The 26,840-nt window shown below is 69.2% G+C and carries 19 protein-coding genes and 2 pseudogenes; 15 read left to right on the top strand and 6 right to left on the bottom strand.

Annotated features, from left to right (window positions below; genetic code table 11):
* Window positions 1-16 precede the first annotated feature (16 nt).
* From CJ022_RS06895 to murD, 4 genes and pseudogenes are all read left to right on the top strand, one after another.
* Window positions 17-2,604, top strand: a pseudogene (locus CJ022_RS06895) (bifunctional aspartate kinase/diaminopimelate decarboxylase).
* Entirely contained in the window at window positions 2,597-3,127 is a 531-nt protein-coding gene (locus CJ022_RS06890; RefSeq protein ID WP_143703904.1) for a hypothetical protein, read from the top strand. The pseudogene CJ022_RS06895 and the gene CJ022_RS06890 overlap by 8 nt, the downstream one beginning before the upstream one ends.
* The gene (murL, locus tag CJ022_RS17435) at window positions 3,124-4,494 is read left to right on the top strand and encodes a UDP-N-acetyl-alpha-D-muramoyl-L-alanyl-L-glutamate epimerase (protein WP_101925913.1); all 1,371 of its coding nucleotides are present in this window, start codon (window positions 3,124-3,126) and stop codon (window positions 4,492-4,494) included. Before CJ022_RS06890 ends, murL begins: the two co-directional genes overlap by 4 nt.
* Window positions 4,475-5,887 (top strand): UDP-N-acetylmuramoyl-L-alanine--D-glutamate ligase, encoded by a 1,413-nt coding sequence (gene murD, locus CJ022_RS06880; RefSeq protein ID WP_101925912.1) that lies wholly within the window; start codon window positions 4,475-4,477, stop codon window positions 5,885-5,887. Before murL ends, murD begins: the two co-directional genes overlap by 20 nt.
* Window positions 5,888-6,091: 204 nt before the next feature.
* Here murD and CJ022_RS06875 read toward each other — a convergent pair whose 3' ends face one another.
* The gene (locus tag CJ022_RS06875) at window positions 6,092-7,090 is read right to left on the bottom strand and encodes a polyprenyl synthetase family protein (protein ID WP_101925911.1); all 999 of its coding nucleotides are present in this window, start codon (window positions 7,088-7,090) and stop codon (window positions 6,092-6,094) included.
* Between the two features lie 162 nt (window positions 7,091-7,252).
* Here CJ022_RS06875 and ssb point away from each other — a divergent pair, with 162 nt between their 5' ends.
* Window positions 7,253-7,756 (top strand): single-stranded DNA-binding protein, encoded by a 504-nt coding sequence (ssb, locus tag CJ022_RS06870; RefSeq protein ID WP_101925910.1) that lies wholly within the window; start codon window positions 7,253-7,255, stop codon window positions 7,754-7,756.
* Between the two features lie 69 nt (window positions 7,757-7,825).
* Here ssb and CJ022_RS06865 read toward each other — a convergent pair whose 3' ends face one another.
* A complete protein-coding gene (locus tag CJ022_RS06865; RefSeq protein WP_101925909.1) occupies window positions 7,826-9,553 on the bottom strand; it encodes a peptide MFS transporter in 1,728 nt (575 codons plus the stop codon).
* Window positions 9,554-9,767: 214 nt separating this feature from the next.
* On the opposite strand from CJ022_RS06865, the gene CJ022_RS06860 reads away from it, so the two are divergent.
* The 7 genes and pseudogenes from CJ022_RS06860 (at window position 9,768) to CJ022_RS17700 (ending at window position 17,900) form a co-directional block, all read left to right on the top strand.
* Entirely contained in the window at window positions 9,768-11,681 is a 1,914-nt protein-coding gene (locus CJ022_RS06860) for a S9 family peptidase (RefSeq protein WP_101925908.1), read from the top strand.
* 72 nt (window positions 11,682-11,753) lie between these two features.
* On the top strand, window positions 11,754-13,859 hold the full coding sequence (locus CJ022_RS06855) for a S9 family peptidase (RefSeq protein ID WP_101925907.1): 2,106 nt from the start codon (window positions 11,754-11,756) through the stop codon (window positions 13,857-13,859).
* 76 nt (window positions 13,860-13,935) lie between these two features.
* Entirely contained in the window at window positions 13,936-15,192 is a 1,257-nt protein-coding gene (locus CJ022_RS06850; RefSeq protein ID WP_101925986.1) for a DUF819 family protein, read from the top strand.
* Window positions 15,193-15,432: 240 nt separating this feature from the next.
* Window positions 15,433-15,867, top strand: a complete 435-nt coding sequence (locus CJ022_RS06845; protein ID WP_143703903.1) for a roadblock/LC7 domain-containing protein — start codon at window positions 15,433-15,435, stop codon at window positions 15,865-15,867.
* Window positions 15,868-15,962: 95 nt separating this feature from the next.
* Window positions 15,963-16,325, top strand: a complete 363-nt coding sequence (locus tag CJ022_RS06840) for a roadblock/LC7 domain-containing protein (protein WP_101925905.1) — start codon at window positions 15,963-15,965, stop codon at window positions 16,323-16,325.
* Between the two features lie 70 nt (window positions 16,326-16,395).
* Complete coding sequence (locus tag CJ022_RS06835) at window positions 16,396-17,385, top strand: hypothetical protein (RefSeq protein ID WP_143703902.1); 990 nt, start codon at window positions 16,396-16,398, stop codon at window positions 17,383-17,385.
* A 31-nt stretch (window positions 17,386-17,416) separates the two neighbouring features.
* Window positions 17,417-17,900: pseudogene (locus tag CJ022_RS17700) on the top strand (GTP-binding protein).
* A gap of 171 nt (window positions 17,901-18,071) precedes the next feature.
* Here CJ022_RS17700 and CJ022_RS06820 read toward each other — a convergent pair.
* Both CJ022_RS06820 and CJ022_RS06815 read right to left on the bottom strand, forming a co-directional pair.
* Window positions 18,072-18,296, bottom strand: a complete 225-nt coding sequence (locus tag CJ022_RS06820; protein ID WP_101925903.1) for a YbdD/YjiX family protein — start codon at window positions 18,294-18,296, stop codon at window positions 18,072-18,074.
* A gap of 28 nt (window positions 18,297-18,324) precedes the next feature.
* A complete protein-coding gene (locus CJ022_RS06815) occupies window positions 18,325-20,415 on the bottom strand; it encodes a carbon starvation CstA family protein (RefSeq protein WP_101925902.1) in 2,091 nt (696 codons plus the stop codon).
* A 287-nt stretch (window positions 20,416-20,702) separates the two neighbouring features.
* On the opposite strand from CJ022_RS06815, the gene CJ022_RS06810 reads away from it, so the two are divergent.
* Genes CJ022_RS06810 through CJ022_RS06800 form a run of 3 tightly spaced genes read left to right on the top strand, consistent with a single transcriptional unit; the run spans window position 20,703 to window position 23,628 of the window.
* Window positions 20,703-22,373 carry a carbon starvation CstA family protein gene (locus CJ022_RS06810; RefSeq protein ID WP_101925901.1) on the top strand — a complete coding sequence of 557 codons (1,671 nt, stop codon included), beginning with the start codon at window positions 20,703-20,705 and terminating at the stop codon, window positions 22,371-22,373.
* On the top strand, window positions 22,370-22,651 hold the full coding sequence (locus CJ022_RS06805; RefSeq protein ID WP_101925900.1) for a cory-CC-star protein: 282 nt from the start codon (window positions 22,370-22,372) through the stop codon (window positions 22,649-22,651). Before CJ022_RS06810 ends, CJ022_RS06805 begins: the two co-directional genes overlap by 4 nt.
* On the top strand, window positions 22,642-23,628 hold the full coding sequence (locus CJ022_RS06800) for an ArsA family ATPase (protein WP_101925899.1): 987 nt from the start codon (window positions 22,642-22,644) through the stop codon (window positions 23,626-23,628). Before CJ022_RS06805 ends, CJ022_RS06800 begins: the two co-directional genes overlap by 10 nt.
* Window positions 23,629-23,640: 12 nt before the next feature.
* On the opposite strand, the gene CJ022_RS06795 is transcribed toward CJ022_RS06800, so the two are convergent.
* Together CJ022_RS06795 and CJ022_RS06790 are read right to left on the bottom strand one after the other, a co-directional pair.
* Window positions 23,641-24,657, bottom strand: a complete 1,017-nt coding sequence (locus CJ022_RS06795) for a magnesium and cobalt transport protein CorA (RefSeq protein ID WP_101925984.1) — start codon at window positions 24,655-24,657, stop codon at window positions 23,641-23,643.
* 119 nt (window positions 24,658-24,776) lie between these two features.
* Window positions 24,777-26,816, bottom strand: coding sequence for a glycoside hydrolase family 97 protein (locus CJ022_RS06790; RefSeq protein WP_101925898.1), 2,040 nt, complete (start codon window positions 26,814-26,816; stop codon window positions 24,777-24,779).
* Between the last annotated feature and the right edge of the window lie 24 nt (window positions 26,817-26,840).

Below are 26,840 nucleotides of genomic sequence, written 5' to 3'. Positions count from 1 at the left end.
CGAGACCCCACGTCCGATGTCCTCTTCCTCCGACGATCGCTGGATCGTACTCAAGTTCGGCGGCACCTCCGTGTCGCGCCGCCACCGCTGGGACACCATCGGCCGGCTGGCGAAACGCCGGGCGCAGGAGCATTCGGACGCGTCGCGCGAGGCGCGCGTGCTGGTGGTGGTGTCGGCGCTGTCGGGCGTGACCAACGAACTGACCGCGATCGCCGATGGCGCGGGCGACAGCGCGGCGCGGGTCGCTGCGCTGGTCGCGCGCCATCGCGCGTTCGCCGAAGAACTCGAACTCGACGTCGACGCCGTGCTCGGTGCGCGCCTGGCCGCGTTGCAGGCGCTGCGCGTCGATGCACGCGCGGCGACGCGGCCGCTCGACTGGCAGGCCGAAGTGCTGGGGCAGGGCGAACTCCTGTCGTCGACGCTCGGCGCCGCGTACCTGCACGCGCAGGGCCTGGATTTCGGCTGGTGCGACGCGCGCGACTTCCTCGATGCGATCGCGCTGCCCAACCAGAGCGACTGGGCGACGCGCCTGTCGGTCAACTGCGAGCGCGAACCCGACGCCGGCTGGCGCGCGCGCTTCGACGCGCAGGCGCCTCGGATGCTGCTGACCCAGGGCTTCATCGCCCGGCACGGCGACGGCGGCACCGCGATCCTCGGCCGGGGCGGCTCGGACACCTCGGCCGCCTACTTCGGTGCGCTGCTCGGCGCGCGTCGCGTCGAGATCTGGACCGACGTGCCCGGCATGTTCAGCGCCAACCCGCGCGACGTGCCGGATGCGCGCCTGCTCACGCGGCGACCACCGGCGCGAAGGTGCTGCACCCGCGGTCGATCAAGCCCTGCCGCGATGGCGGCGTGCCGATGGCGATCCTCGATACCGAACGCCCGGACCTGCCGGGCACGACGATCGACGGCAGCGCCGAGCCGGTCCCGGGGGTCAAGGCGATCAGCCGCCGCAACGGCATCGTGCTGGTGTCGATGGAAGGCATCGGCATGTGGCAGCAGGTTGGTTTCCTCGCAGACGTGTTCGAGCGCTTCAAGCGGCATGGCCTGTCGGTCGACCTGATCGGCTCCTCGGAGACCAACGTCACCGTGTCGCTGGATCCGAGCGAGAACCTCGTCAGTACCGACGTGCTGGCGCGGTTGTCGGACGATCTGGCCGAGATCTGCCGGGTCAAGGTCATCGCGCCGTGCGCGGCGATCACCCTGGTCGGTCGCGGCATGCGCTCGCTGCTGCACAAGCTGTCGGACGTCTGGGCCACCTTCGGCCGCGAACGCGTGCATCTGATCTCGCAGTCGTCGAACGATCTCAACCTGACATTCGTCATCGACGAGGCCGACGCCGACGGCCTGCTGCCGGTGCTGCACGCCGAGCTGATCGACAGCGGCGCGATGCCGGTCGGCGATGCCAGCGTGTTCGGCCCGAGCTGGCACGAGATCCAGTTCGGCAAGCCGGCGCGCGTCGCCCGATGGTGGGAGGCCGAGGCCGAACGCACGCGCCTGCTGGCGTTGGCGGGCGAGGGCACGCCGCGCTACGTCTACCACCTGCCCACGGTGCGCGAGCGTGCGCGTGCGTTGCAGGCGGTCGCGCCGATCGATCGCCGCTTCTTCGCGATCAAGGCGAATCCGCACCCGGCGATCCTGCGCGCGCTGGACGCCGAAGGCTTCGGGCTGGAATGCGTGTCGCAGGGCGAACTCGAGCACGTGTTCGCGACCCTGCCGGACCTCGACCCGTCGCGCGTGCTGTTCACGCCCAGCTTCGCGCCGCGCCGCGAGTACGAGGCGGCCTATGCACGCGGTGCGACGGTGACGCTCGATAACGTGGAGGCGCTGCGCAACTGGCCGGCGACCTTCCGCGGTCGCGACCTGTGGCTGCGCATCGATCTCGGGCGCGGCGACGGCCATCACGCCAAGGTGATCACGGGCGGCACCGCGTCGAAGTTCGGCTTCCCGGTGGCAGCGGTCGAGACCTTCGTCGCGGCCGCGCACGATCTCGGCGTGCGCATCACCGGCATCCACGCGCACCTGGGCAGCGGCATCAGCCAGCCGCGGCACTGGCGCGAGGTGTATGCGGAACTCGCGGCGGTCGCCGACGGCATCGGCACCGTCGACACCATCGACATCGGTGGCGGCCTGACGATTCCGTACCGGCCGGACGATGCGCCGTTCGACCTCGACGCCTGGGCCGAGGGACTGGCCGAGATCAAGGCGGCGTGGCCGCGTTACCGGCTGGCGATCGAGCCGGGTCGCTACCTCGTGGCCGAAGCCGGTGTCCTGCTGGCCGAGGTGACCCAGGTGGTGGAAAAGCAGGGCGTGCGCCGCGTCGGGTTGGATGCCGGCATGCATTCGCTGATGCGCCCCGCGCTGTACGACGCCTGGCACGGCATCCACAACCTGGCGCGCTGGGCGTCGCCCGCCGACTCCGCGTTCGAGATCGTCGGTCCGATCTGCGAATCGAGCGACGTCTTCGGCCACGGACGCCTGCTGCCCGAGGCCACGGCGGAAGGCGACGCGATGCTGGTCGCGGATGCCGGCGCCTACGGCTACGTCATCGCGAACAACTACAACCTGCGCGGATTGCCGCAGGAAGACGTGCTGGATGTCTGATCCGGAGCGCCAGCGGCAGGCGGGCGGAGGCGCGATGCGCGCCGATCGGCGTTTCGTGCTGGAAAGCGCGGCGATCGCCGCCACGCTCGCGGTGCCGACCGCGATCGGCTTCGCGGTCGCGTCGGACGGCGACGTCATCGACTGGCCGCTGACCTGGGCGGGTCTGGCACTCGCCGCGGTGACGGTGGCGGCGTTCTCGGCTGCCCGGGTGGCACGCCGCGACGACACGACGCGGTCGGGTGGACGGCCATTCGGCATGGCCCTGCGGGTCGTCGGCATCGCCTATCTGCTGTTCCTCGGCGTCGCCGTGGTGCTGGTGACCCTCGACCAGGCCTTCCGCGGCGCGCCGCTCGCGGGCGACGTGTTCCTGTCGGCGCCGCCCTTGGGCAACGTCGCCTTCGTCATGGCGTACGTCGCCCTCATTTCGATCGGCGTCGGGCTCGTGCCCGCGCTGCTCCTTCACTACGTCGCCTGCCGTCGCCATCTGCGGCGCGCGGGCGACACAGCTGCAGGCCGGGCATGACCACTTTCGACAAGCATTCGGTGCGCGTTTTCCATTTCGTCCGGTGCGGCTTCGATGCCGCCACCGGCATCGCGCAACTCGTCTACGCCTTCGACGACGGCGCCGAGCTCGTCGAGACCGTCACGGTGCCCGGAGCGCCGTTCGCGCTCGACGCGCCGCGCGGGGCCGCGGTGACCCGCGCGCTGCGCCTGCTGCATCTGATCGCCGGCGTCAGCTACTACAAGGCGGCGGTGCCGGCGGACATCCGGATCGACGACTACGCGATCGATGCGGACACCGCGGCGCTGCTCGAGGACGTGTACGTGCACGGACTCGGCGAGTTCGCGTACCGCAACGGCCTGGATCTCCACGGCAAGATCCGCTTTCCGCATGACGCACCTGCGGATGCAGAAGCAACCGCGCTCGGTCTTCGCACGCATGCGCTGGTCGCGATCGGCGGCGGCAAGGATTCGCTGGTCTCGATCGAGGCGCTGCGCGCGCTGGGCATCGAGCAGACCGTCAGCTGGATCGGCGGCTCGCAGCTGATCCGCGTCTGCGCGGAGCGCACCGGGTTTCCGACGCTGAACATCGGCCGCCAGCTGGCGCCGGAGCTGTTCGACTACAACCGCCAGGGCGCGTGGAACGGGCACATCCCGGTGACCGCGATCAATTCGGCGATCCTCGTGCTGGCCGCTGTGCTGCACGGCGTGGACCAGGTGGTGTTCTCCAACGAACGTTCGGCCAGCTACGGCAGCCTGATCGTCGATGCCGACGGCGCAACGACGCGCGAGGTCAACCACCAGTGGTCCAAGGGCTGGGCGTTCGAGCGGGCGTTCGGCGATCACGTGCAGCGACACGTCGCCGCGGACCTGCACTACTACTCGCTGCTGCGGCCGCTGTCGGAACTCGCGGTGGCCCGCCAGTTCGCGAAGACCGACCGCTACGACGCGTATTTCTCCAGCTGCAACCGCAATTTCCATCTGCTCGGCGAGCGGCCGGTGAACCGCTGGTGCGGCATCTGCCCGAAGTGCCATTTCGTGTTCCTGGCGCTGGCGCCGTTCATGCCCAAGCCGCGCCTGGTGGCGATCTTCGGCCGCAACCTGCTCGACGATCCGGCGCAGATCCCGGGGTTCGATGCGCTGCTGGAATACCGCGACCACAAGCCGTTCGAGTGCGTCGGCGAAGGGCGCGAATCGCGCGCGGCGCTGGCCGCGCTCGCCCAGCGGCCGGAGTGGCGCGAGGACGCCGTCGTCGTCCGCTTCGCGCGCGACATCCTGCCGCAGCTCGGCGACGACGTGGCCGACATCGCGTCGTTGCTGGTCGTCGACGACGAGCACCGGATTCCGCCCGCGCTGTGGGACGGTCTGCGTGCGCATCTCGCAGCTTGAGGCGATCGCGGCCGGCGGCGGCCGCATCGCGCTGTGGGGCTGGGGCCGCGAAGGCCGCGCGGCGTGGCGGGCGATCCGCGCGCGGGTGCCGGCGCTGCCGCTGACGCTGTTCTGCAGCGCGGATGAAGTCGCCGATGCGGCGTCGCTCGGCGATCCGCGGCTGCGGATCGCGACCACGGTCGATGCCACGCAGCTGTCCGCCTGCGCCGTCGTGATCAAGTCGCCGGGCATCAGCCCGTATGCGCCCGACGCGCGGTCGGCCACCGCGCAGGGCACGCGCTTCATCGGCGGCACCGCGCTGTGGTTCGCCGAGCGCGCCGCCCCCGGCGGCGTCGCGTCCGGCACGGTCTGCGTCACCGGCACCAAGGGCAAGAGCACGACGACCGCACTGCTCGCGCATCTGCTGCGCGCGCACGGCCTGCGCACGGCGCTGGCGGGCAACATCGGCCTGCCGTTGCTGGAACTGCTCGACGTCGAAGCCGAGGCCTGGGCGATCGAGCTGTCGAGCTACCAGACGCGCGACGTCGCCTGCAGCGGTGTGCGCCCCGCGATTGCCGTCGTCACCAACGTGTTCCCCGAGCACCTGGACTGGCACGGCAGCGAACAGCGCTACATCGACGACAAGCTCGCCCTGTTGACGGCCGCGCGCCCGCGCATCGCCGTGCTCAATGCGGCCGACCCGCGGCTCGTCGCGCTGGTGTTGCCCGACAGCGAGATCCGCTGGTTCGGCACGCCCGAGGGCTGGCACCTGCGCGGCGACGTCCTGCATCGCGGCGATGCGGCCGTCATGGACACCGCCGGCCTGCCGCTGCCGGGGCGTCACAACCGCGGCAATCTCTGCGGCGTCCTGACGGCGATCGAGGCGCTCGGGCTCGACGCCGTGCCGTTGGCCCCGGCCGCCGCGGGTTTCGTGCCACTGCCGCATCGCCTGCAGCCGCTGGGCACGCACGACGGTCTGCTGTGGGTCAACGATTCGATCAGCACGACGCCGCACGCGAGCCTCGCCGCGCTGGATGTCTATCGCGACCGGCGTGTCGCGCTGCTGGTCGGCGGGCATGACCGCGGGCTGGACTGGCAGGCGTTCGCCGACGCGATGCGCAGCGGCGCGCCGCACGCGATCGTGACCATGGGCCAGAACGGCCCGCGCATCTTCGACCTGCTCGCGCCGATCGCACGCGACGCCGGCTTCCCACTGTCGGCAGCCGACGATCTCGAATCGGCGATCGGGCAGGCGCGCGCGGCGCTGGACGGCGAGGGCGTGCTGCTGCTGTCGCCCGGCGCGCCGAGCTTCGGCGCGTATCGCGACTACACCGCGCGCGGCCGCCACTTCGCCGCGCTGGGCGGCTTCGATCCCGACGCGATCACGGCGATTCCGGGCATCGGTATCGCCTGAGTCGGCCGGGGGCGATCACTGCAATCGACGACCGCCTTCGCGTCAGCCCGCTTGCAGGAGCGCGCTCGCGCGCGACCGCGCTTCTCGGCAAAAAAGCTGTCACACGCGATCGCACATGGTCTGGAAGAAACGCCTGGTCGCGCGCCAGCGCGCTCCTGCAGGAGATGCGTCCCTGTTGGACGACTTCGCGCGGTGCGGGACCCGTCAGTGCCCGCGATCGACCGCGTAACGCGCCAAGCCGCGCAGCGCGGCGAGTGCCGGATTCTCGGGCAATCCGTCGAGGGCACGTTCCGCGGCCTCGGCATAGCCCGTTGCCCGCGCGCGGCTGTAGTCGATGCTGCCCGCCGCATCGATCGCCGCCAGCGCCTCGGGCAGGGCATCGACCTCGCCCTGCTCGACGATGCTGCGCAGGCGCGCGCGGCGCTCCGGCGCGGCATGCGCCATCGCGTGGATCAGCGGCAGCGTCATCTTGCCCTCGGCCAGATCGTCGCCGAGGTTCTTGCCCAGTGCGTCGGCGTCGCCCGAATAGTCGAGCACGTCGTCGGCGATCTGGAACGCGTAGCCCAGCTGCATGCCGTAGTCGGACAGGCGCTGGACCGTCGCTGCGTCCGCGCCCGAGGCGAGCGCGCCGAGCTGGGTGCCGGCGGCGAACAGCACCGCCGTCTTCCGCTCGATGACGTCGAGGTACGCGGCTTCGTCGGTGTCGGGATTGCGCACGTGCAGCAGCTGCAGCACCTCGCCCTCGGCGATGCGGTTGGTGGTGTCGGCGAGGATCCGCATCACGTCCATGCGGTCGAGCTCGACCATCAGCTGGAAGCTGCGCGAATACAGGAAATCGCCGACCAGCACGCTGGCCGCGTTGCCCCAGATCGCGTTCGCGGTGCGCCGGCCGCGGCGCAGGTCGGATTCGTCGACGACGTCGTCGTGCAGCAGGGTCGAGGTGTGGATGAATTCGACGATCGCCGCCAGCTGGTGGTGATCAGCGCCGACGCGCCCGGTCGCATGGCCCGCCAGCGCAACCAGCATCGGACGCAGGCGCTTGCCGCCGGCCGAGACGATGTGTTCGGCGACCTGGTTGATCAGCACCACGTCGGACGCCAGCCGGTCGCGGATCAGCGCGTCGATCGCGGCCATGTCCGGAGCGGCGAGTGACTGGATCGCCGGCAGGTCGAGCCCTGCGGGCGTGGCGGCGGCGGGATTCATGCGGGGTCCGGGGCGGTGCAGGCCCGGAATTATAGGAGACTGCCGACGCCGCCGCGCGGCGGATCCCGGGCCGGAACCCCGGCGGGGCGGACGGTATACTTCACGGCCAATGTCGCCCCACGCCGGATTCCGCGCCGGCGCCCATCCAAGGAACGCATCTTCATGGCCCGTGGCATCAACAAAGTGATCCTGGTCGGCAACCTCGGCAACGATCCCGACACCAAGTACACGCAGGGCGGCATGGCCGTCACGCGCATCAGCCTGGCCACGACCAGCGTGCGCAAGGACAAGGAAGGCAACCAGCAGGAGCGCACCGAATGGCACCGCGTGGTGTTCTTCGGCAAGCTCGGCGAGATCGCCGGCGAGTACCTGCGCAAGGGCAGCTCGGTCTACGTCGAAGGCTCGATCCGCTACGACAAGTACACCGGACAGGACGGCGTGGAGAAGTACTCGACCGACATCATCGCCGACGAGATGCAGATGCTCGGTGGCCGCGGTGAAGGTGGTGGTGGCGGCGGTGGTGGTGGTGGTGGAAATTACGAGCGCAGCAGCCGGCCGCAGCGCCAGGACCGCCCGGATTCCCCGCCGCAGCAGCAGCGTCGCCCGGCGCCGCAGCAGCAGCCTGCGCCGATGGACGATTTCTCGGACGACGACATCCCGTTCTGACCGTCAATCCGGCGGCAATAAGAGGCCCGCGGAAGCGGGCCTTTTTTGTGTACACGGCTGCGCGACGTCTCAACGCACGCCGTGCATCCAGCGCCGGACCAGCGGCGCCAGCACGAAGTAGGCAACGCCTGACCCGACGCCGAGCCACAGCATCAGCTGGAAGAGTTCGCCGTACTTGGCCGCAGCCGCCGCCATGTCGAAGGCCTCGCCCGCGGGAACGTCCATCGAGGTCAGCTTGCCGAACTGCGCGGCCAGCACTTCCGAGTACGCGGTCGCGAGCCAGAATGCGCCCATCATCAGGCCGACGACGCGCGCGACCGACAACTGGGTCACCGCGGACAGGCCGATCGGCGACAGGCACATTTCGCCCAGTTCCAGCAGGAAATACGCCAGCACCAGCCACCACACGCTGGCGAGCACGCCGGTGCCGGCCGATTGCGCGGCCAGCATCAGCGGCACGAAGGCGAGGCCGGCGAACACCAGGCCGATCGCCATCTTCGCCGGCTTGCTCGGGTTGAGGCCGCGACGGTCCAGCCACGGCCACAGCCACGAGAAGATCGGCGCCAGCACGACGATGAAGAACGCGCCGTGGAAGGTCAGCGAGCCGGCGGTCTGCGGCACCAGCACCACGTCGTGGACCAGTGCGATCGCCAGGCCGACCACCATCGCGATGACGGCCGTTTTCGCCAGCCCGCCATGGCCGCGGTCGCTGGCGCGCAACGCGGTGACCATGAGGATCGGACTGGCCCCGAGCGCGAACATCGCCCACGGAATGCCGGGCTGGTAATCGGCAGGCGTCAGGCCGAACAGGTCCTTGGTCAGCATGCGGTCGGTGAACGTGACCCAGGCGCCGTAGGTCTGCTCGTAGAGGGTGAAGAAGATCAGCACGCCGACGATCAGCAGCACCAGCGCCAGCATCTGCTGGCGCTCGACCTTGGTGCAGTGGCGCACGAGGAACCAGACGAACCACACCGCGAGCGCGGCGGCGATCAGATGCATCGCGCCGTGCACGGTCCAGGTACGCTGGATCAGCTGCCAGACCAGTGCGGCCCCGGCGAAACTGCCGATGTAGATCCACCATTCGCGCGACAGCGGGCCGACGCGTTCGCGCAGCTTCGCCGGGTCGTTGGGCTCGGCGAGGCCGTAGAGATACTTCTGGCCCCAGATGAAGACGATCAGCCCGGCGATCATGCCGATACCGGCCGCGCCGAAGCCGTACTTCCAGCCGTAGGTCTCGCCCAGAAACGCGCAGACCAGGCTCGCGAACAGCGCGCCGACGTTGATGCCGGCATAGAACAGCGTGAACCCCGAATCGCGCCGCGGATCGTCCGGCGCATAGAGCTTGCCGACGATCGTCGAGATGTTCGGCTTCAAGAATCCGACACCCATGATGATCAGGGCCAGCGACAGGTAGAACACCTGCAGCGCGGCTGCATCGCGGATGACGGCGCCATCGACGATGCGCGCCTGCTCGCCCTCGTAGGCCATGCCCAGATGTCCGAGCACCAGCAGCACGCCGCCGAGCACGACCGCCTTGCGCATGCCCAGATAGCGATCGGCCAGCAGTCCACCGATCACCGGCACCGCGTACACCAGGCCGCCATACGCGCCGAGCAGATCGAAGCCCGCATCGTCGCCGAACAGGTGGTACTTGAGGATGTAGAGCAGCAGCAGCGCCTTCATGCCGTAGAACGAGAAGCGCTCCCACATCTCGGTGAAGAAGCAGACGAAAACGCCCTTGGGATGGCCGAGGAAATCCGCGTGTGGCGCGGCGGCACGTGCGATGGCGGCGGGCATGGCCGGGCGTCCCGGTGGCGAAGGCGCGAGTATAGGCGCGTGATGCGATCGGGGGATCGCGATGCGCGCGGGTGACGCAGGGTCCGTTTCGCGGCTAGGATCGCTGCGCCGGTGTGTGCCTTGACGATCGGGTGACCACTACTCGACAGGGGAGACGACGATGGTCCGCAAGGGACTGCTTGGCATTTGTGTGGCGCTGACGTGCGCCGTGGGCATGGACGTACGCGCGCAGGTCGACCTGGCGCCGTTCGTCGCGGAAGACAATATCCAGAACATCAAGATTTCGCCGACCGGGGCCTATCTTGCGGCGACATTGCCGAATGAGGGACGTACCGTCATTGCGGTACTCGGTCGGTCCGATCGCAAGGTGGTCGGCAGCTTTGCCTTGCCCAAGAACACCCATATCGCGGATTTCTGGTGGGCCGCGGATGACCGCCTGCTGTTCAGTCTGAGCGAACAGTGGGGTGCGCGTGATTTTCCGCAACCGACCGGCGAGCTGTATGCAATGAACGTCGATGGCAGCCGCGCACAGTTGCTGGTCGGCCAGCGCGTACGTACCGAAACATTGGGCACCAACATCCGCACCGGCCCGAAGGAAGAGCGGGTCTTCGCGTGGCCGATCGACATGCTGCGCGACGACCCCCGGCATATCCTCGTCGGCATCTCGCCGTTCAGCGGCGATGCGTTCACCCGCGTGGACCGGATGGACATCCAGTCAGGTCGACGCTCGACCGTGGCGACGGTGCCGGTGCCGCGCGCCGACTTCGTCACCGACAACAGCGGCGAAGTACGCTTCGCCCGAGGCTCGCGCGGCGACAATCTGAGCGAGCTCTACTACCGGGACGCACGCGGCAGCGACTGGCGGTTGATCAACCGCGAAAGCGACTCCGGACGGGTCGAGACGCCGCTCGGATTCTCGGAGGACGGCACGACCGCGTATCTGCAGGCCACCCAACCCACGGGTCCCGATGCGATCGTCGCGTTCGACGTGGCCTCCGGCGAAAAGCGCGACGTGCTGCGCGACGCGGTCCGTGATCCCGAAGTGCTGTATCGCCCCGGCACCTCCATCCCGGTCGGCGCGCGCTTCCCCGGCGCGCCACCGCGCACGGTGATGTTCGACGAGACCTCCGAGGACGCCAGGTTCCAGCGCATGCTGGCCGAGGCGTTTCCGGGGCACGCCGTCGAGGTGGCATCGGCGACGCGCGATGCCGGCAACAAGCTGCTGCTCGCGACCAGCGACGTCGATCCCGGCAGCTTTTATACCTACGACGCCGGGCTGAAGAGCGCCGATTTCGTGCTGGGCCGTCGCGACCAGGTCGATCCCGAGCGCATGGCGACGATGCAGCCGATCGCGCTGCCGGCGCGCGACGGTCTGCAACTGCACGGCTGGCTGACCCGACCGAAGGATGCGGCGGCAGGACAGGCGCTGCCGCTGGTCTTGCTGCCCCACGGCGGTCCGTTCGGCATCGTCGACGAATGGGACTTCGACAGCGACACCCAGCTGCTCGCGCAGGCGGGCTATGCGGTGCTGCGGCTCAACTTTCGCGGCTCGGGCGGCTATGGGCGCAGCTTCCAGCAGGCGGGCGCGCGGCAGTGGGGCGGCACGATGCAGGACGATCTGACCGACGCGACCCGCTGGGCGATCGCGCAGGGCCATGCGGATCCGCAGCGGATCTGCATCTACGGCGGCAGTTACGGCGGTTATGCCGCATTGATGGGCGTCGCCAAGGAACCCGACCTCTACCGGTGCGCCGTGGGCTACGTGGGCGTCTACGATCTGCAGATGATGCGCAGCGACAACGGCCGCGTCGCGCGGTGGACGCGTACCTGGTCCGACGAGTGGGTCGGCGATGACACGCAGCAGCTCGCCGACGCGTCGCCGAACCGGATCGCCGACCGGATCAAGGCGCCGGTGCTGCTGGTCGCGGGCGGCGAGGACGAAGTCGCGCCGGTCGAGCACACTCAGCGCATGGAGCGTGCATTGCGCAGCGCCGGCGTGCCGGTCGAGACCATGTACGTCAAGAACGAGGGCCACGGCTTCTACCAGCCCGAGAACAAGCGGGCCTATTACACCAAGCTGCTCGACTTCCTCGCCACGCACCTGGGCGGTGAACGCGCCGCGCAGTGAGGGACGCCGGCGCCGCTTTGCCAGCATCGCGGCGCCGGCCTACCATTCGGGCTCTTTGTACGGAGCCCTGCCATGTCCCTGCGCCTTGCGCTGTTGCCGTTGTGCCTGCTCGCCGCATTGCCGGCCGTCGCCCAGGACCGTGAGGCCGCGCGCGGGCTCGACGTTCGCGATCTGGTCAAGCTGGACCGCGTGTCCTCACCGCTGCTGACCGCAGATGGTCGCCAGCTGGTGTTCGCCCAGCGGGCCCTGGACTTCGAGTCCGGCAAGGCGGAGACCGCGCTCTATGCACGCAACCTGCTGACGCGCGACATGGCGCCGCCGAAGCGGATCACGCCGGCCGGCTGGAACGTCAGCGCACCGGCGCTGTCGCCGGACGGCCAGACGGTGTATTTCCTCAGCGGCAAGAACGGCACGGCGCAGCTCTATGCGATGCCGATCGCCGGCGGCGCCCCGCGCCAGCTGACGGATCTGGCGATCGACATCACCAGCTACCAGCTCTCGCCCGAGGGCGCGCGCGTGGCCTTCAGCGCCGACACCTTCGGTGACTGCGCGGCCGATCTCGCATGCACGAAGCAGCGTCACGCCGAACGCAAGGACGCCAAGGCCAGCGGCGTGGTCTACGACCAGCTCTTCGTACGCCACTGGGATACCTGGAAGGACGGCACGATGAGCCGTCTGTTTGTCGCCGACCTCCCGGCCGCACGGGGCCGCGCGGTCACGACGGTGCGCGCGCTGGGCCACACGCTCGACGGCGACATCCCGTCCAAGCCCTTCGGCGGCGCCGAGGACTACACCTGGGCGCCGGACGGCCGCTCGGTCGTCGCCAGCGTCAAGGTGGCCGGGCGCGAGGCGCCGTGGTCGACCAACTTCGACCTCTACCGCATCGATGCGGTGGGCGAGGCGGCGCCGGTGAATCTCACCAGCGCCAACCCCGCATGGGATACCGGCCCGGTCTTCAGCGAGGACGGCGCGACGCTGTTCTATCGCGCGATGAAACGCCCCGGCTTCGAGGCAGACCGCTACGCGCTGATGGCGATGGACGTCGCCAGCGGCCAGGCCCGCGAAATCGCGCCGCAGTGGGACCGTTCGCCGAGCAGCGTCACGCCGTCCGCCGACGGCCGCGTGCTGTACGTCGCCGCGCAGGACACCGGCGAGTACCCGCTGTTCCGCGTCGACGTCGCCAACGGCGAAGTCACGAAGCTCATAGCGGATGGCTCGATCTCCTCGTTCGCGATCGCGGGCGACACCGTCGCGCTGACCCGCAACTCGATCCAGAGCGGCGACACGCTCTACACCGGTTCGCTGCAGTCGCTGGGCGCCGATGCGCAGCTGCGCCAGATCACGCCGACCGCGGCCGAGCGCCTGCCCGATGTCGCGTTCGGCGACTACGAGCAGTTCTCGTTCAAGGGCGCCGGCAACGAGACTGTCTACGGCTACGTGGTCAAGCCGTGGAACTACCAGGAAGGCCAGACCTATCCGGTCGCGTTCCTGATCCACGGCGGCCCGCAGGGCAGCTTCGGCAACGGCTGGAGCTACCGATGGAATCCGCAGACGTATGCGGGGCAGGGCTATGCGGTGGTGATGGTCGATTTCCACGGCTCGACCGGCTACGGCCAGGCCTTCACCGATGCCATCAGCGGCGACTGGGGCGGCAAGCCGCTCGAGGATCTGCAGAAGGGCTGGGCCGCCGCGCAGGACAGGTACGCGTTCCTCGACGGCGACCGCGCCTGCGCGCTCGGCGCGAGCTACGGCGGCTACATGATCAACTGGATCGCCGGCAACTGGTTCGATCGTCGCGGCAACGCGCCGTTCAAGTGCCTGGTCAATCACGACGGCGTGTTCGACACGCGCTCGATGGGCTACGTGACCGAGGAACTCTGGTTCACCGAATGGGAGAACAAGGGCACGCCGTTCGACCAGCCGAAAAACTACGAGCGCTGGAACCCGGTCGACCACGTCGCGAACTGGAAGGTGCCGATGCTGGTCGTGCAGGGCGAGAAGGACTACCGCGTGCCTGTGGACCAGGGCCTGTCGACGTTCACTGCGCTGCAGCGCAAGGGCATCGAGTCGAAGCTGCTGTACTTCCCGGACGAGAACCACTGGGTCCTGCAGCCGCACAACAGCGTGCTGTGGCACGACACCGTCAACGCCTGGCTCAAGCAGCACATTGGCGAGTAAACGGCACTGAGCGGACGGCCGGCGCAAGCCGGCCGTTCTGCGTTGCATCCAGGCATCCAACCGGAGTACCGCCATGATGGCGCCCGAAACCCTCGACACCTCCACCGCGCTGATCACCAGTGACATCGTGATGTTCGGCCTGCTGGCCGCGACGCTGGGCGCGATCTTCTGGCTGGCCAGCGGGCCGACGCCGTTCTGGAAGAAGTTCTTCACCTGGGTGCCGGCGCTGCTGCTGTGCTACTTCGTGCCGGCGTTCTACAACACCGTCGGCCTGATCGACGGCGAGAACAACAGCCTCTACAACCCGATCGCCAGCCGCGTGCTGCTGCCGGCGGCGCTGGTGCTGCTGACGTTGTCGATCGATCTCAAGGGCATCGTCAGGCTCGGGCCGAAGCTGCTGTTCGTGTTCGTCGCCGGCACCGTCGGCATCGTGCTGGGCGCGATCGTCTCCTTCCAGGTCATGGAGTGGGTGCACCCGCCGGCCGTGGCCGGCGATACCTGGAAGGGCATGGCAGCGCTCGCCGGCAGCTGGATCGGCGGCGGCGCCAACATGGTCGCGATGCGCGAGGTCTACGAGGTCGACGCCACACTGTTCGGCCAGTTCGCCGTCGTCGACGTGGCAATGGCCAGCGCGCTGATGGCGACGCTCCTGTTCCTCGCCAACCGCTCGGCGCAGATCGACGCGCGCTCGGGCGCCGACACCCGCGCGATCGACGAGATGAAGGCGCGGATCGCCGCCTACGAGGCCCAGAACGCGCGCATCCCGACGCTGACCGACCTGATGGTCATCATCGCGGTGGCCTTCGGCCTCGTCGCCCTGGCGCATGCGATCTCCAACCCGCTGGCGGCATGGTTCGCGCGCTACGCCTGGTCGGCGCGTTTCAGCCTCGACTCGGCCTTCGTCTGGGTCGTCGTGATCTCGACGCTGGCCGGCCTGCTGCTGAGCTTCACCCGCGCGCGCCGGCTCGAGAGCGCGGGTGCCTCGAAGATCGGCACGGTGTTCCTGTACTTCCTGATCGCCTGCATCGGCATGCAGATGGATTTCCTCAAGCTGGCCGACCGCCCCGAACTGCTCGCCATCGGCGTGATCTGGATGGGCGTGCACGTGCTGGTGATCTGGGGCGCGGCGCGGCTGGTACGCGCGCCGATGTTCTACGTCGGCGTCGGCTCGATGGGCAATGTCGGCGCCGCCGCGTCCGCGCCGGTGATCGCCGCGGCTTTCCACCCGTCGCTGGCGCCGGTGGGCGTGCTGCTGGGCACGGTGGGCTATGCGACCGGCACGCTGATCGCGTATTTCGTCGGGCAGATCCTGCGGGTCATGGCGGGGCAGTAACGCGCCGGCCTTTGCGGCCATGTGCGCGCCGCCCATCCGGCGGCGTCACACAGCGTCGGGGCGATCCTTCAACCCGGACCGCGTCGCCGATGCGACGCGCAGCGGCGCGTCGCGTCGCTTTCTGACGCGGGGTGTCGGCCTTGTCTGCGCCGATGGAATGAGAATCCCGTCACGACGCGACTGGCGATGCTGGCACGCGAATTGCGGAATGGTGTGCCGTTCTGACAGAGGCCACCGATCGTGCAGCAGGGAACCATGGAGCAGGTCGTCCGCATGGGCGAGCGTGGGCAGGAGACCGCCGCGCGTATCGACGTCGACACGATCCGGCAGGAGTTCGAACGCGTCCAGGGCCGCGCCCGCGGCGTCACGATGCTGCTGCTGTCGACGGCCGACGGCCGCGCGGTGACCGAGTGGTCGCACGCGCGCCTCGATCCGCGCCGCGTCGCGGCGATGACCAATTCCTTCCTGACCCTGGGCGAGACGCTGGCCAAGGAAATCGGCATGACGTCGGCCGACCACGCGACGATCTCGACCGTCCACGGCAGTCTCGTCGTGATCCGGATCCACGGCGCCCGCGCCTACACGCTCGCCGCGATGGGCGGCCAGGAAGCAACGCTCGCCGTGCTGCTGTTCGCGGCGCGCGAATGCGCCACCCGGATCCGCGCGCTGCTCTGAGCGCCGCTCCACCCCGTTTCCGCAGGCGTGCCGCCTTCCCGGCGACGCGTCCGCATCCGCGCTCCCTCCACCCACTCGATAGACAAGGACATCACATGGCCGGCAATTTCAGTCTCGATCAGCTCAACGGCATCACCGGTTTCATCGGCGCGGCCCTGGTCGACAGCGACAGCGGCATGGCACTCGGCACGCTCGGCGGCGGCAGCCTCGATCTGGACGTGGCGGCGGCCGGCAACACCGAAGTCGTGCGCGCCAAGCGCAACGTGGCCAAGATGCTGGGCATGACCGACCGGATCGAGGACATCCTGATCACGCTCGACCACCAGTACCACATGATCCGCCCGCTCGAGAGCAACGAGGCGCTGTTCCTCTACGTCGTCCTCGACCGCGCCAAGTCCAACCTCGCGATGGCCCGGCACGAGCTGAAGTCGTTCGAGCGCACGCTCGACTTCAAGTAACCCCGCCCGCTGCACGCGGCTCCGGTCTCCGCCGTCATCGGCGGGGATCGTCTCGTTGGCTCCCGTCCCGATGACCACGCCCAGATTTCTCCAAGCACGGATCGCCTCGGCGGGGCTCGACCTGTTGCACATGACCCGCCTGAAGGTCGCCTGCTCGCTGCTGATGGCCGAGCGGGTCTCGGCCGACCTGCTGACCTGGCCGGATTCCGACGTCCGCCTGCTGATCGCCAACGTCGACGACGCCCACGGCCACGCCGCCGCGGCCGAGGGGCGCGACGCCGGCATCGCCGTGGTGCGCATCGCCCGGCAGCTCGACGACGACCGCGACGGGCTGCGTCACGGCGCCACGGTCAAGGAACTGTTCGAACGCCTGCGCGACACGCTGCTGGACGTGGCGCCGGTCACCGACGCGGTGGCGGCCGTCGCGCCTGCGCCGGTCGCGGCCCCGGTGGAGGCGACGCTGTTCGATCACCTCGCCGCGCGCGACGCGTCCATGCTGCTGGAACGCGACGGCGTGCGCGTCGCGATCGATCCCCGCGCGGGCCTGCTGTACCCGCCGACGACGGACGACGCCCCGTCCGTGCTCGCGCGCGCCGGCGCGCAGCCGGGCTGGCAACCCGTGGCGATGCTGTCGGGGACGTTCGATCCCGCCGCGCTCGGCCTGGGTGCCGGCGTCCCGCTGGACGCCTTCGTCTGGCGCGCGGCGATCGCGAGCGGTCCTGCCTTGACCCGGGTGCCGGCCGCCCAGCGGCTCGCGCTGCGGGCTTGGCCCGATGTCGACGTGGCGACGCTGCCTTTGCCGTGGCTGCTGCCGATCGCCTGCCTGCTGCAGCACAGCTGGACGCGGCAGTCGCTCGCCCGGGCCACCGGGCTCGGCCTGGAGGACGCGACGCGCATCCTCGCCGCGGCGAAGTGCAGCGGGCTCGCCGTCATCGATACCCGGCCCGTCGCCCCGGTCGCGGTCCCGCGTCCGGCGGAGATCGCGGCTGCGCCCGCACGCGGGTTCCTGGCGCGCGTCGCGCGCCGGTTCGGAATGCAATTCGGAGGAAGCCGTGGCTAATGTCACTACCAAGCTGGTGTTCGTCGGCGACATGGGGGCGGGCAAGACGACCGCGATCCGCGCCATCTCGGACCAGGAGCCCATCAGCACCGAAATGCCGCTGAGCGACGACGCCACGTCGGAGAAGACGCACACGACGGTCGCGCTCGACTACAGCTCGATCGAACTCGACAGCGGCGAGCTGCTGCACGTCTACGGCGTGCCCGGTGGTCGCCGAAGGGGCGATGGGGATCATCGTGCTGGTCAACGCGCAGACGCCCGATCGCATCGAGAGCGCCGACGTGCTGTTGCGGCGCTTCCGCGAACTCGCGCCGCAGGCCTGCTTCGCCGTCGGCGTGACGCGGACCGACCTGACCGGCGATTTCACCCTGTCGGTATTCCGCGACGCGCTGCTCGCGCGCGGCTGGAAGATTCCCGTGCTGCGGGTCGATGCGCGGCAGCCGGCCCAGGTCGACTTCCTGGTCAAGGCGCTGCTGTCGTACCAGTACGCGGAAGGGCTCGCCCCGACGCCCTGACCCGCGGGCGTCAACGGCCTGCGGATGCTGCAGGGGATGCCGATCCAGCGACGCCTCCCGGTCCGCCGCGCATGTCCCATGCCCATCGCGATCCCGTCGCGGGCGGCGCGGACCCACCCGGAAAAAAACGCGCCACCAGGGCGCGTTTTCGTTTCTGGTCCAGCCGTCCGCTCAGCAGCAGCGGAATCCGCTGCGTCCGCCGAAGCGGGCTTCCTGGCGTTCGCGGAAGAACGTCTTGTAGTCCATCGGTTCGCGGTCGGGATGTTTCTCGAGCACGTGCCGGACGTAGTTGTCGTAATCCGGCACGCCGCAGCACAGGCGCGCGGTCTGCACGACCCGGCGCCACACCCGCTTGTGCGTGGCGAAGTAGGCGACCGGGACGAGCGCCCCGGCCATCAGCGTCGCCCTCCGGCAGCGACGCGGCTCACAGCCACGCCTGCTGCTGTTCGGGCGTCAGTTCGACGTAGGGCGATTCGCGGACCGTCGGCTGCGCGCTGCGGCGGGCGCGCAGGATCGCGCGGACCGCGAAGAACAGCGTGCTGAAGACCACGAACAGGAACAGGCCCGTCCGGCCGGCGTTGACGTAGCCGTTGATCACCAGCTGGCGCATCTGGCCGCCGCTCTTGGCCGCACCGAGCAGTTCGCCGTTCGCGATCGCCGCCTGGTAGTGGCGCGACTGGGCGAGGAAGCCCAGCGCCGGCTTGGGGTCGAACAGCTTGATCAGGCCGGCGTAGGTCGTGCAGATCAGCAGCCAGACCGCCGGCACGACGGTCACCCACGCGTAGCGGCCCTTCTTCATCTTGAACAGCACCACCGTGCACAGCATCAGCGCGATGCCCGCGAGCATCTGGTTGGCGATGCCGAACAGCGGCCACAGCGTGTTGATGCCGCCGAGCGGATCCACCACGCCCTGGTAGAGAAAGTAGCCCCACAGCGCGACGCAACCGGCGGTGCCGATGAAGTTGGCGGTCCACGACTCGGTCTTGCGCAGCACCGGCACGAAGTTGCCGAGCAGGTCCTGCAGCATGAAACGGCCGGCGCGCGTGCCCGCATCGACGGCGGTCAGGATGAACAGCGCTTCGAACAGGATGGCGAAGTGGTACCAGAACGCCATCATGCCGTCGCCGCCGGGAATCGCGTCATGCAGGATCACCGCGATGCCGACGGCCAGCGTCGGTGCGCCACCGGCGCGCGAGATGATCGAGCCTTCGCCGATGTCGCGCGCGGTCTGTGCCAGCACTTCGGGCGTGATCACGAAGCCCATCTGGCTGACGGCCGCGGCCGCGCTCTGCACGTCGGTGCCGAGCACGGCGGCCGGGCTGTTCATCGCGAAGTAGATGCCCGGATCGAGAATCGAGGCCGCGACCAGCGCCATGATCGCCACGAACGATTCCATCAGCATGCCGCCGTAGCCGATGTAGCGGGCATGGCCTTCGTTGGCGAGCAGCTTGGGCGTGGTGCCCGACGCGATCAGCGCGTGGAAGCCGGAGACCGCGCCGCAGGCGATGGTGATGAAGAGGAACGGGAACAGGCCGCCCTTCCACACCGGACCGTCGCCGCTGCTGGCGAACTCGGTGAACGCCGGCATCTTCAGCGACGTGACTTCCGGGCTGGCGATGACGATGCCGATGGCCAGCGCGACGATCACGCCGATCTTCAGGAACGTCGACAGGTAGTCGCGCGGCGCGAGCAGCAGCCACACCGGCAGCACCGCGGCGACGAAGCCGTAGCCGATCAGCATCCAGGTGATCTGGATACCGGTGAAGGTGAAGGCCGGACCCCAGTAGGGATCCGCGCCGACCTTGCCGCCGAACCAGATCGCGAACAGCAGCAGGGCGATGCCGACGCCCGAGATCTCGCCGATCTTGCCGGGCCGGATGTAGCGCATGTACACGCCCATGAAGATCGCGATGGGCATCGTCGCGATCACCGTGAACATGCCCCAGGGGCTTTCCGCCAGCGCCTTGACGACGATCATCGCCAGCACCGCCAGGATGATGATCATGATCATGAAGGCGCCGAACAGCGCAATCGTGCCGGCGACCGGTCCCATCTCCTCGCGCACCAGATCGCCGAGCGAACGGCCGTTGCGGCGCGTCGACACGAACAGGACCATGAAGTCCTGCACCGCGCCCGCCAGCACCACGCCGACGATCAGCCACAGCATGCCGGGCAGGTAGCCCATCTGCGCGGCGAGCACCGGACCGACCAGCGGACCGGCGCCGGCGATCGCGGCGAAATGGTGGCCGAACAGCACGTTCTTGTTGGTCGGCACGTAGTCCAGACCGTCGTTGTTGACGTGCGCGGGCGTGGCCCGGCGCGGGTCGAGGCCCATCACCTTGTCGGCGATGAAGAGGCTGTAGTAGCGGTAGGCCACCAGGTAGATCGACACCGCCGCGACGACGATCCACAGCGCGCTGATCTGCTCGCCCTGGCGCAGGGCGATCACGCCCAGACAGGTCGCGCCCAGCAGCGCCACCGCGCCCCAGAGGGCATGTTTTGCAACACCGTTCATAGCTCAGCCCTCGTTGATGGCGCGAAGCGTCGCGCCGTCGCCCGACACCGTCAACGGGATTTTTCGCATGCCGCGTCGAACGACGCTTGTTATATAGCGAGCCCTCGCAGGGATACCCATAAAAACAAGTACATGCGCGCACGCGCGCGACGTTCGCGCGCGGATCAGACTTTAGTCGTAGCCGGGGGACTTATCGTCCCCGCAGGGGTTCCCTCCCTGTCCCCCAGCGGCGATCCTTCCTGCATGGCGGTGTTCCCACCGCGGCAAGTGCAGGGGAGGTGCGACAGATGAATGCGATCATTTTGCTCGTCGTCGGTCTGACGATCATGGCGCTCGGTTATTTCTTCTACTCGAAGTTCATCGCCGAGAAGATCTACCGGCTCGACGCCGAGTTCCGGACTCCGGCGCACACGCTGCGCGACGGCGTGGACTACGTGCCGACCAACAAGTTCGTCCTGTGGGGCCACCACTTCACGTCGGTCGCCGGCGCGGCGCCGATCGTCGGACCTGCGATCGCGGTCATCTGGGGCTGGGGCCCCGCATTCCTCTGGGTGGTGTTCGGCACGGTGTTCTTCGCCGGCATGCACGACTTCGGCGCCCTGTGGGCCAGCGTCCGCAACAAGGGCCAGTCGATGGGCATGCTCAGCGGCAGCTACATCGGCCGCCGCGGGCGCAACCTGTTCCTGGTGGTGATCTTCCTGCTGCTGCTGATGGTCAACGCCGCGTTCGCGGTCGTGATCTCGAACCTGCTGGTCTCCACGCCGACCTCCGTGATCCCGGTCTGGGGCGCGATCGTGGTCGCGCTGCTCATCGGCCAGGCGATCTACCGCTTCAAGATGGGCCTGCTGTGGCCGTCGATCATCGGCGTCGCCGTGCTGTACGCGCTGATCTGGCTCGGCAGCCTGTATCCGATCGTGCTGCCCGAGACGGTGCTGGGCATGAGCGCGAATTCCACGTGGATCGTGCTGCTGTTCCTCTACGCCGGCATCGCCTCGCTGTTGCCGGTGTGGGTGCTGCTGCAGCCGCGCGACTACATCAACGGCCTGCAGCTGTTCGTCGGCCTGGGCATCCTCTACGCCGCGGTGCTGATCGCCTCGCCGACCATCGTCGCGCCGGCCTTCAACACGGCGGTGCCGGCGGGCACCCCGAGCATCGTGCCGCTGCTGTTTGTCACCATCGCCTGCGGCGCGATCTCCGGCTTCCACGGCATGGTCGCCTCCGGCACCACGTCCAAGCAGCTCGACAAGGAAACCGACGCACGCTTCGTCGGCTACTTCGGCGCGGTCGGCGAGGGCATGCTGTCGCTGGCGGCGATCATCTGCTGCACCGCAGGCTTCGCCACGCTGGTCGACTGGGAAATGGTCTACAGCAGCTTCGGCAGCGGCAACGTCACCGCGTTCGTCAACGGCGGTGAAGCGCTGATCTCGGCCGGGCTGGGCCTGCCGCAGAACCTCGGCTCCACGTTGCTGGCGACGATGGCGATCCTGTTCGCCGCCACCACGATGGACACCGGCCTGCGTCTGCAGCGCTTCGTCGTGCAGGAAGCGGCCGAGCTGGCCGGCTTCAAGGTCGGCACGATCCTCGGCACCGTGATCGCGCTGGCCGTCTGCCTGGCACTGGCCTTCGGCGCCGGCAGCGGCGGTAGCGGTGGCATGGTGATCTGGCCGCTGTTCGGCACCACCAACCAGCTGCTGGCGGCGCTGACCCTGGCGATCATCACCGTCATCCTGATCCGCAAGGGCCGCAATCCCTGGCTGACCGGCATCCCGATGGTGTTCCTGATGATCATGTCGGTCTACGCGCTGGTCGTGCAGCTGGGCACGTTCTACAACGACGGCAAGTGGCTGCTGCTGGGTATGGACATCGTCATCCTGGTCGCCGCGGTGTGGGTCGCCTTCGAGGCCGCGGTCGCGATGCGCCAGGGCCGCGAGGGCCGCGACCTGGTCGAAGAGAAGTGACCGGGCCGGGCGCACCCGTGGCGCCCGGCGTGCTCGCCCGCCTGTCGGCGGGCCTGCGCGAGTTCTACATGGCGCCGTACCGGCGCACCTTCGCCCGCGCCCAGCGCGACGAGGAAGACCTGTTCATGCTGATGGTCTTCTCCGAATCGCTGGGCGTGCCGAACCCGGCGACCTATTACACGCTGGAGCTGATGCCGGCGATGTACGACCGCTTCCACGCCTGGCACCGGCGCATGGGCATGGAGCGCTCGCCGCTGGACCACATCGGGTGCTGCTGACGCTCGCCGCCGCGCGCCGGGTGCTGTTCTTCGGCGGCAAGGGTGGCGTCGGCAAGACCACGATGGCCTCGGCGGTCGCGCTGGCGCAGGCGGAAGCCGGCCGCCGGGTGTTGCTGGTCTCGACCGATCCCGCCCACAACCTCGGCCATCTGTGGGCGCGGCCGGTGGGCGCGACGCCGGTCCGCGTCGCGCCCAACCTCGATGCGCTGGAGCTGGATCCCGACGCGACCGTCGACGCGCATCTGGCCGAAGTCGGCGGCGCGCTGCGGCGGATGATGCCGCCGCACCTGGCCGGCGAGGTCGACAAGCACATGGCGCTGTCTCGCGACGCGCCCGGCATGCACGAAGCCGCCCTGCTGGAGCGGATCGCCGAACTCGTCGACACCGGCCTGCAGGCGCACGATCTGGTGGTCTTCGACACCGCGCCGTCCGGCCACACCGCGCGCCTGATGGCGTTGCCGGAAATGATGTCGGCGTGGACCGAAGGCCTGCTGCACCGGCAGGCGCGTAGCGAGCGCTTCGGCGGTCTGCTGCAGGGACTGGGCGGTGACGACGGCGTCGCCCAGCGTGCGCTGGGCGGTGAGGCGCGGACCGATTCGGCGGGCGAGCGCGACCAGCGCATCCGCCAGCTGCTGCATCGCCGCCGGCACCGCTTCGAACACCTGCGCAGCGTGCTGTCGGATGCCGCCACGACAGCCTTCGTCGCCGTGCTCGCCGCCGAGCGGCTGCCGGTGCTCGAGACCATCGAGCTCGAAACGCAGCTGCGACGCGCGGGCATCGTCGTCGCGGGCCTCGTCGTCAACAAGCGGGCGCCCGGCGATGCGGGCGAGTTCCTCGCGCGGCGTCGCCAGCAGGAGGACGACTACCTGCGCATGCTCGGCGACGCATTGCCCGGCATTCCCGTGCAGGAAATTCCGCTGCAGGCGGTGGAGGTCACCGGGCACGCGGCGCTGTCGCGCTTCGCCGCCCTGCTGTGACCGTGCCGCCGCTCAGAGCCAGCGTGCGCGCTTGAACATCCGGTAGAGCAGGACCATGACCACGCCCACGCCGCCGATCAGCAGCGGGTACGCGTAACGGTCGTCGAGCTCGGGCATGTCGTGGAAATTCATGCCGTACCAGCTGGTGATCAGCGTCGGCGCGGCCAGCAGGGCGGCCCAGGCGCCGAGTTTCTTGACGATCTCGCCCTGGGTCAGCGTCACCAGCGCCTGGTTGACGCCCAGCGCGGTGCCGAGGATGTCGCGGATCGCATCGATGGTCTCGTTGATGCGCACCGAGTGGTCGAGCACGTCGCGGATGTAGAGCTTGGCCTCGGCCGGAATCAGCGGGCTGCTGCTGCGCACCAGTTGCGACAGCACGTCCTGCAGCGGCGTCACCGCGACGCGCATGTAGGTCAGTTCGCGCTTGAGCTGGTAGAGCCGGATCACGATGCCGCGGTGGAACTGCTCGCTGATGATGTCTTGTTCGAGCGCATTGAGCGTCGCCTTGAAGTCGTCGACGATCGGCAGGTAGTTGTCGACGATCGCGTCGAGCACCGCGTACAGCGCCGCAGGCGCGCCCATGTCCAGCAGTTCCGCTTCGCGTTCGACGCGCTGGCGCGCCGGCGCGTACGACAGCGACGCGCCGTGACGCACGGTCACCAGATAGCGTGCGCCGAGGAAGATATGGGTCTCGCCGTAGGCGATGCGCTCGTCGATCGCCTGCGCGGTATTGGCGACGATGAACAGCGAATCGCCGTAGGCCTCGATCTTCGGCCGCTGGTGCGCCTTGCCCGCATCCTCGATCGCCAGATCGTGCAGGCAGAACTCGCCCTGCAGTTGCGCCAGCACGTCGGCGGCGGGCTCGAACAGGCCGATCCAGACGAAGCTGCCGTCGTCGACGGCGAGCACGTCGCTGATGTCGTCGAGCAGGATGTCGCGCTTGCCCTCGGGGCCGTAGACCGCGCAGTTGACCACGCAGGTGGGATTGGCGGTATCGGCGGCGGGCACGGAATCGGGAGAGGTCTGCATCACGTCATCGTCCGCCAGCGGACGCGCTCGGACAAGCACCGACGTCTGCCAGGCGCGCGCTCGCGCGCCATGGGGCTGCAGCAGAAACGCCGCGTCGCGCGCGAGCGCGCGCCGACAGGTCAATGCGCGACGAAACGCACTGCGTGTCCGCCGCCCGAGGCCATCGCGATCGACAGCGTGTCGCTGGAGCCGACCTCACGCGATTCGATCGCGATCGCATGCGGATCCGTGCGCCAGCCCGCGCCGTCGCCGTCGCGGTAGATCTGCGCGGTGTAGCGGCGGCCGGGTTCGAGGAAGTCCAGCGGCAGGGCGACTGTGCGCGGAGTGTCGTCCGTCACCGCGCCCAGGAACCAGTCGTCGCCGCCACGTTCGCGCCGCGCGATCACCGCGAACTCGCCGATCGCGCCGTCGAGCGCGCGCGTTTCTTCCCAGTCCACCGGCACGTCGCGGACGAACTGGAACGCCTCGGGCCGCGATTCGTAGTGTTCGAGCAGATCGGCCGCCATCTGCAGCGGGCTGTAGATCACCACGTACAGCGCCAGCTGCTTGGCCAGCGTCGTCGCCATCGGGGTGCCGGACTTGGTGTCCATGCCGAAGATACCGGGGGTGAAGTCCATCGGCCCGGCGAGCAGGCGCGTGTAGACCAGCGTCGCCTCGTGTTCCGGCGGATTGCCCGGTTGGCCCCAGGCGTTGTATTCCATGCCGCGCGCGCCTTCGCGGGTGACCAGGTTCGGGTACGTGCGGCGCAGGCCGGTGTCCTTGACCGGCTCGTGCGGATTGACGCTGATGTGCTGCGCCGCCGCGGTCTCAACCACTTTCTGGTGGTGACGCACCATCGCCTGGCCTTCGTGCCAGGCGTAGTGCAGCACGCCGTCATCGCCCCGCACCTTGGCCTGACCGGCGTCGGCGACGTAACCGGTCTTGACCGCCTGCACGCCGAGGCGGCCGTAGAGCGCCATCGCGTCGTCGAGCTGCGCTTCGTAATGCGCCGCATGGCCCGAGGTTTCGTGATGGCCGATCAGGGTCACGCCTTTCTCGCGCGCGTGGCGGGTGACCGCTTCGATGTCGAAATCGGGGTAGGGCCGGGTGAAGCTGAAGGTCTCGCCGTTGCCGAACCAGTCGCCGTCCCAGCCGACGTTCCAGCCTTCGACCAGCACGCCGCCGATGCCGTTCGCCGCGGCGAAGGCGATGTGCCGGAGCGCGTGCGCGGTGGTCGCGCCGTGCTTCGGGCCGGACGCCCAGGTCTTGCGGTCGAGGTGCATTTCCCACCAGATGCCGACGTACTTCATCGGCCGCACCCACGACACGTCGCCGAGCGCGTTGGGCGCGTTGAGGTGGAGGATCAGGCCCGATTCGACCAGGCCGCCGGCGCGGTCACTGATCTGGATCGTGCGCCAGGGCGTCGCGAACGGCGTGGCGACCTCGGCCTTGGCCGCGCCGATGCCGGGCGTCAGCGCGGCTTTGAAGCGCCGGCCTTCCGCGCGCGTGAGATTCATACCCGCGTAGTCGACCAGCGCCGCCTCGTGGATCGACAGGTGCAGGCCGTCACCGGTTCGCAGCGTGATCGGCGTCTGCGCCAGGCCGACTTCCTCGACCGGGGTGCGATGGTAGATGTATTCCTCTCGGTTCCATTCGAATGCGGGAATCCACCACGCGTTGGCCGCATCGGCGATGTCGAATTCGGTCAGCTCCTCGGCGATCGACAGGCGCTCCAGCCCCGGCTGCGTCGGCACGTCGTAACGAAAGCCGACGCCGTCGTCGAACACGCGGAACACCACGTCGAAGCGGCGCTTCGGTCCCGCGGTTTCGGCCAGCGTGACGCGGAGCTCGTTGTGGTGGTCGCGCATCTGCCGACGCTCGCCCCAGGGCTGCTCCCAGCGTTCGTCGTGCGCCTGCGTGGCCTGGTCGACGATCGCCAGGTTGCGTTCGAACTTGCGCGTATCGGTGAACATCAGGCCCAGGCGCGACGGCGCGATGACCGGGCGTCCGTCGCGACGGACGGCGTAGCTCGCGCGGCCTTCGTTGTCGGTCGCGACCTCGACGGTGATGCGCGCATCGGGCGATGCGATGCGCGCGCTAGTGCGCGGCTCGGCAGCGGACGCGGCGAGGGTGGCGAGCGGCAGCAGGGCGGCCAGGAGTCCGGCAAGACGGTTCGACATGATGCGGCGCCCTCCCAGACGCGG

Source organism: Luteimonas rhizosphaerae (assembly GCF_002849595.1).
Classification (GTDB): Bacteria; Pseudomonadota; Gammaproteobacteria; order Xanthomonadales; family Xanthomonadaceae; genus Luteimonas; species Luteimonas cellulosilyticus.
This window is presented reverse-complemented; position numbering and strand designations above follow the sequence as displayed.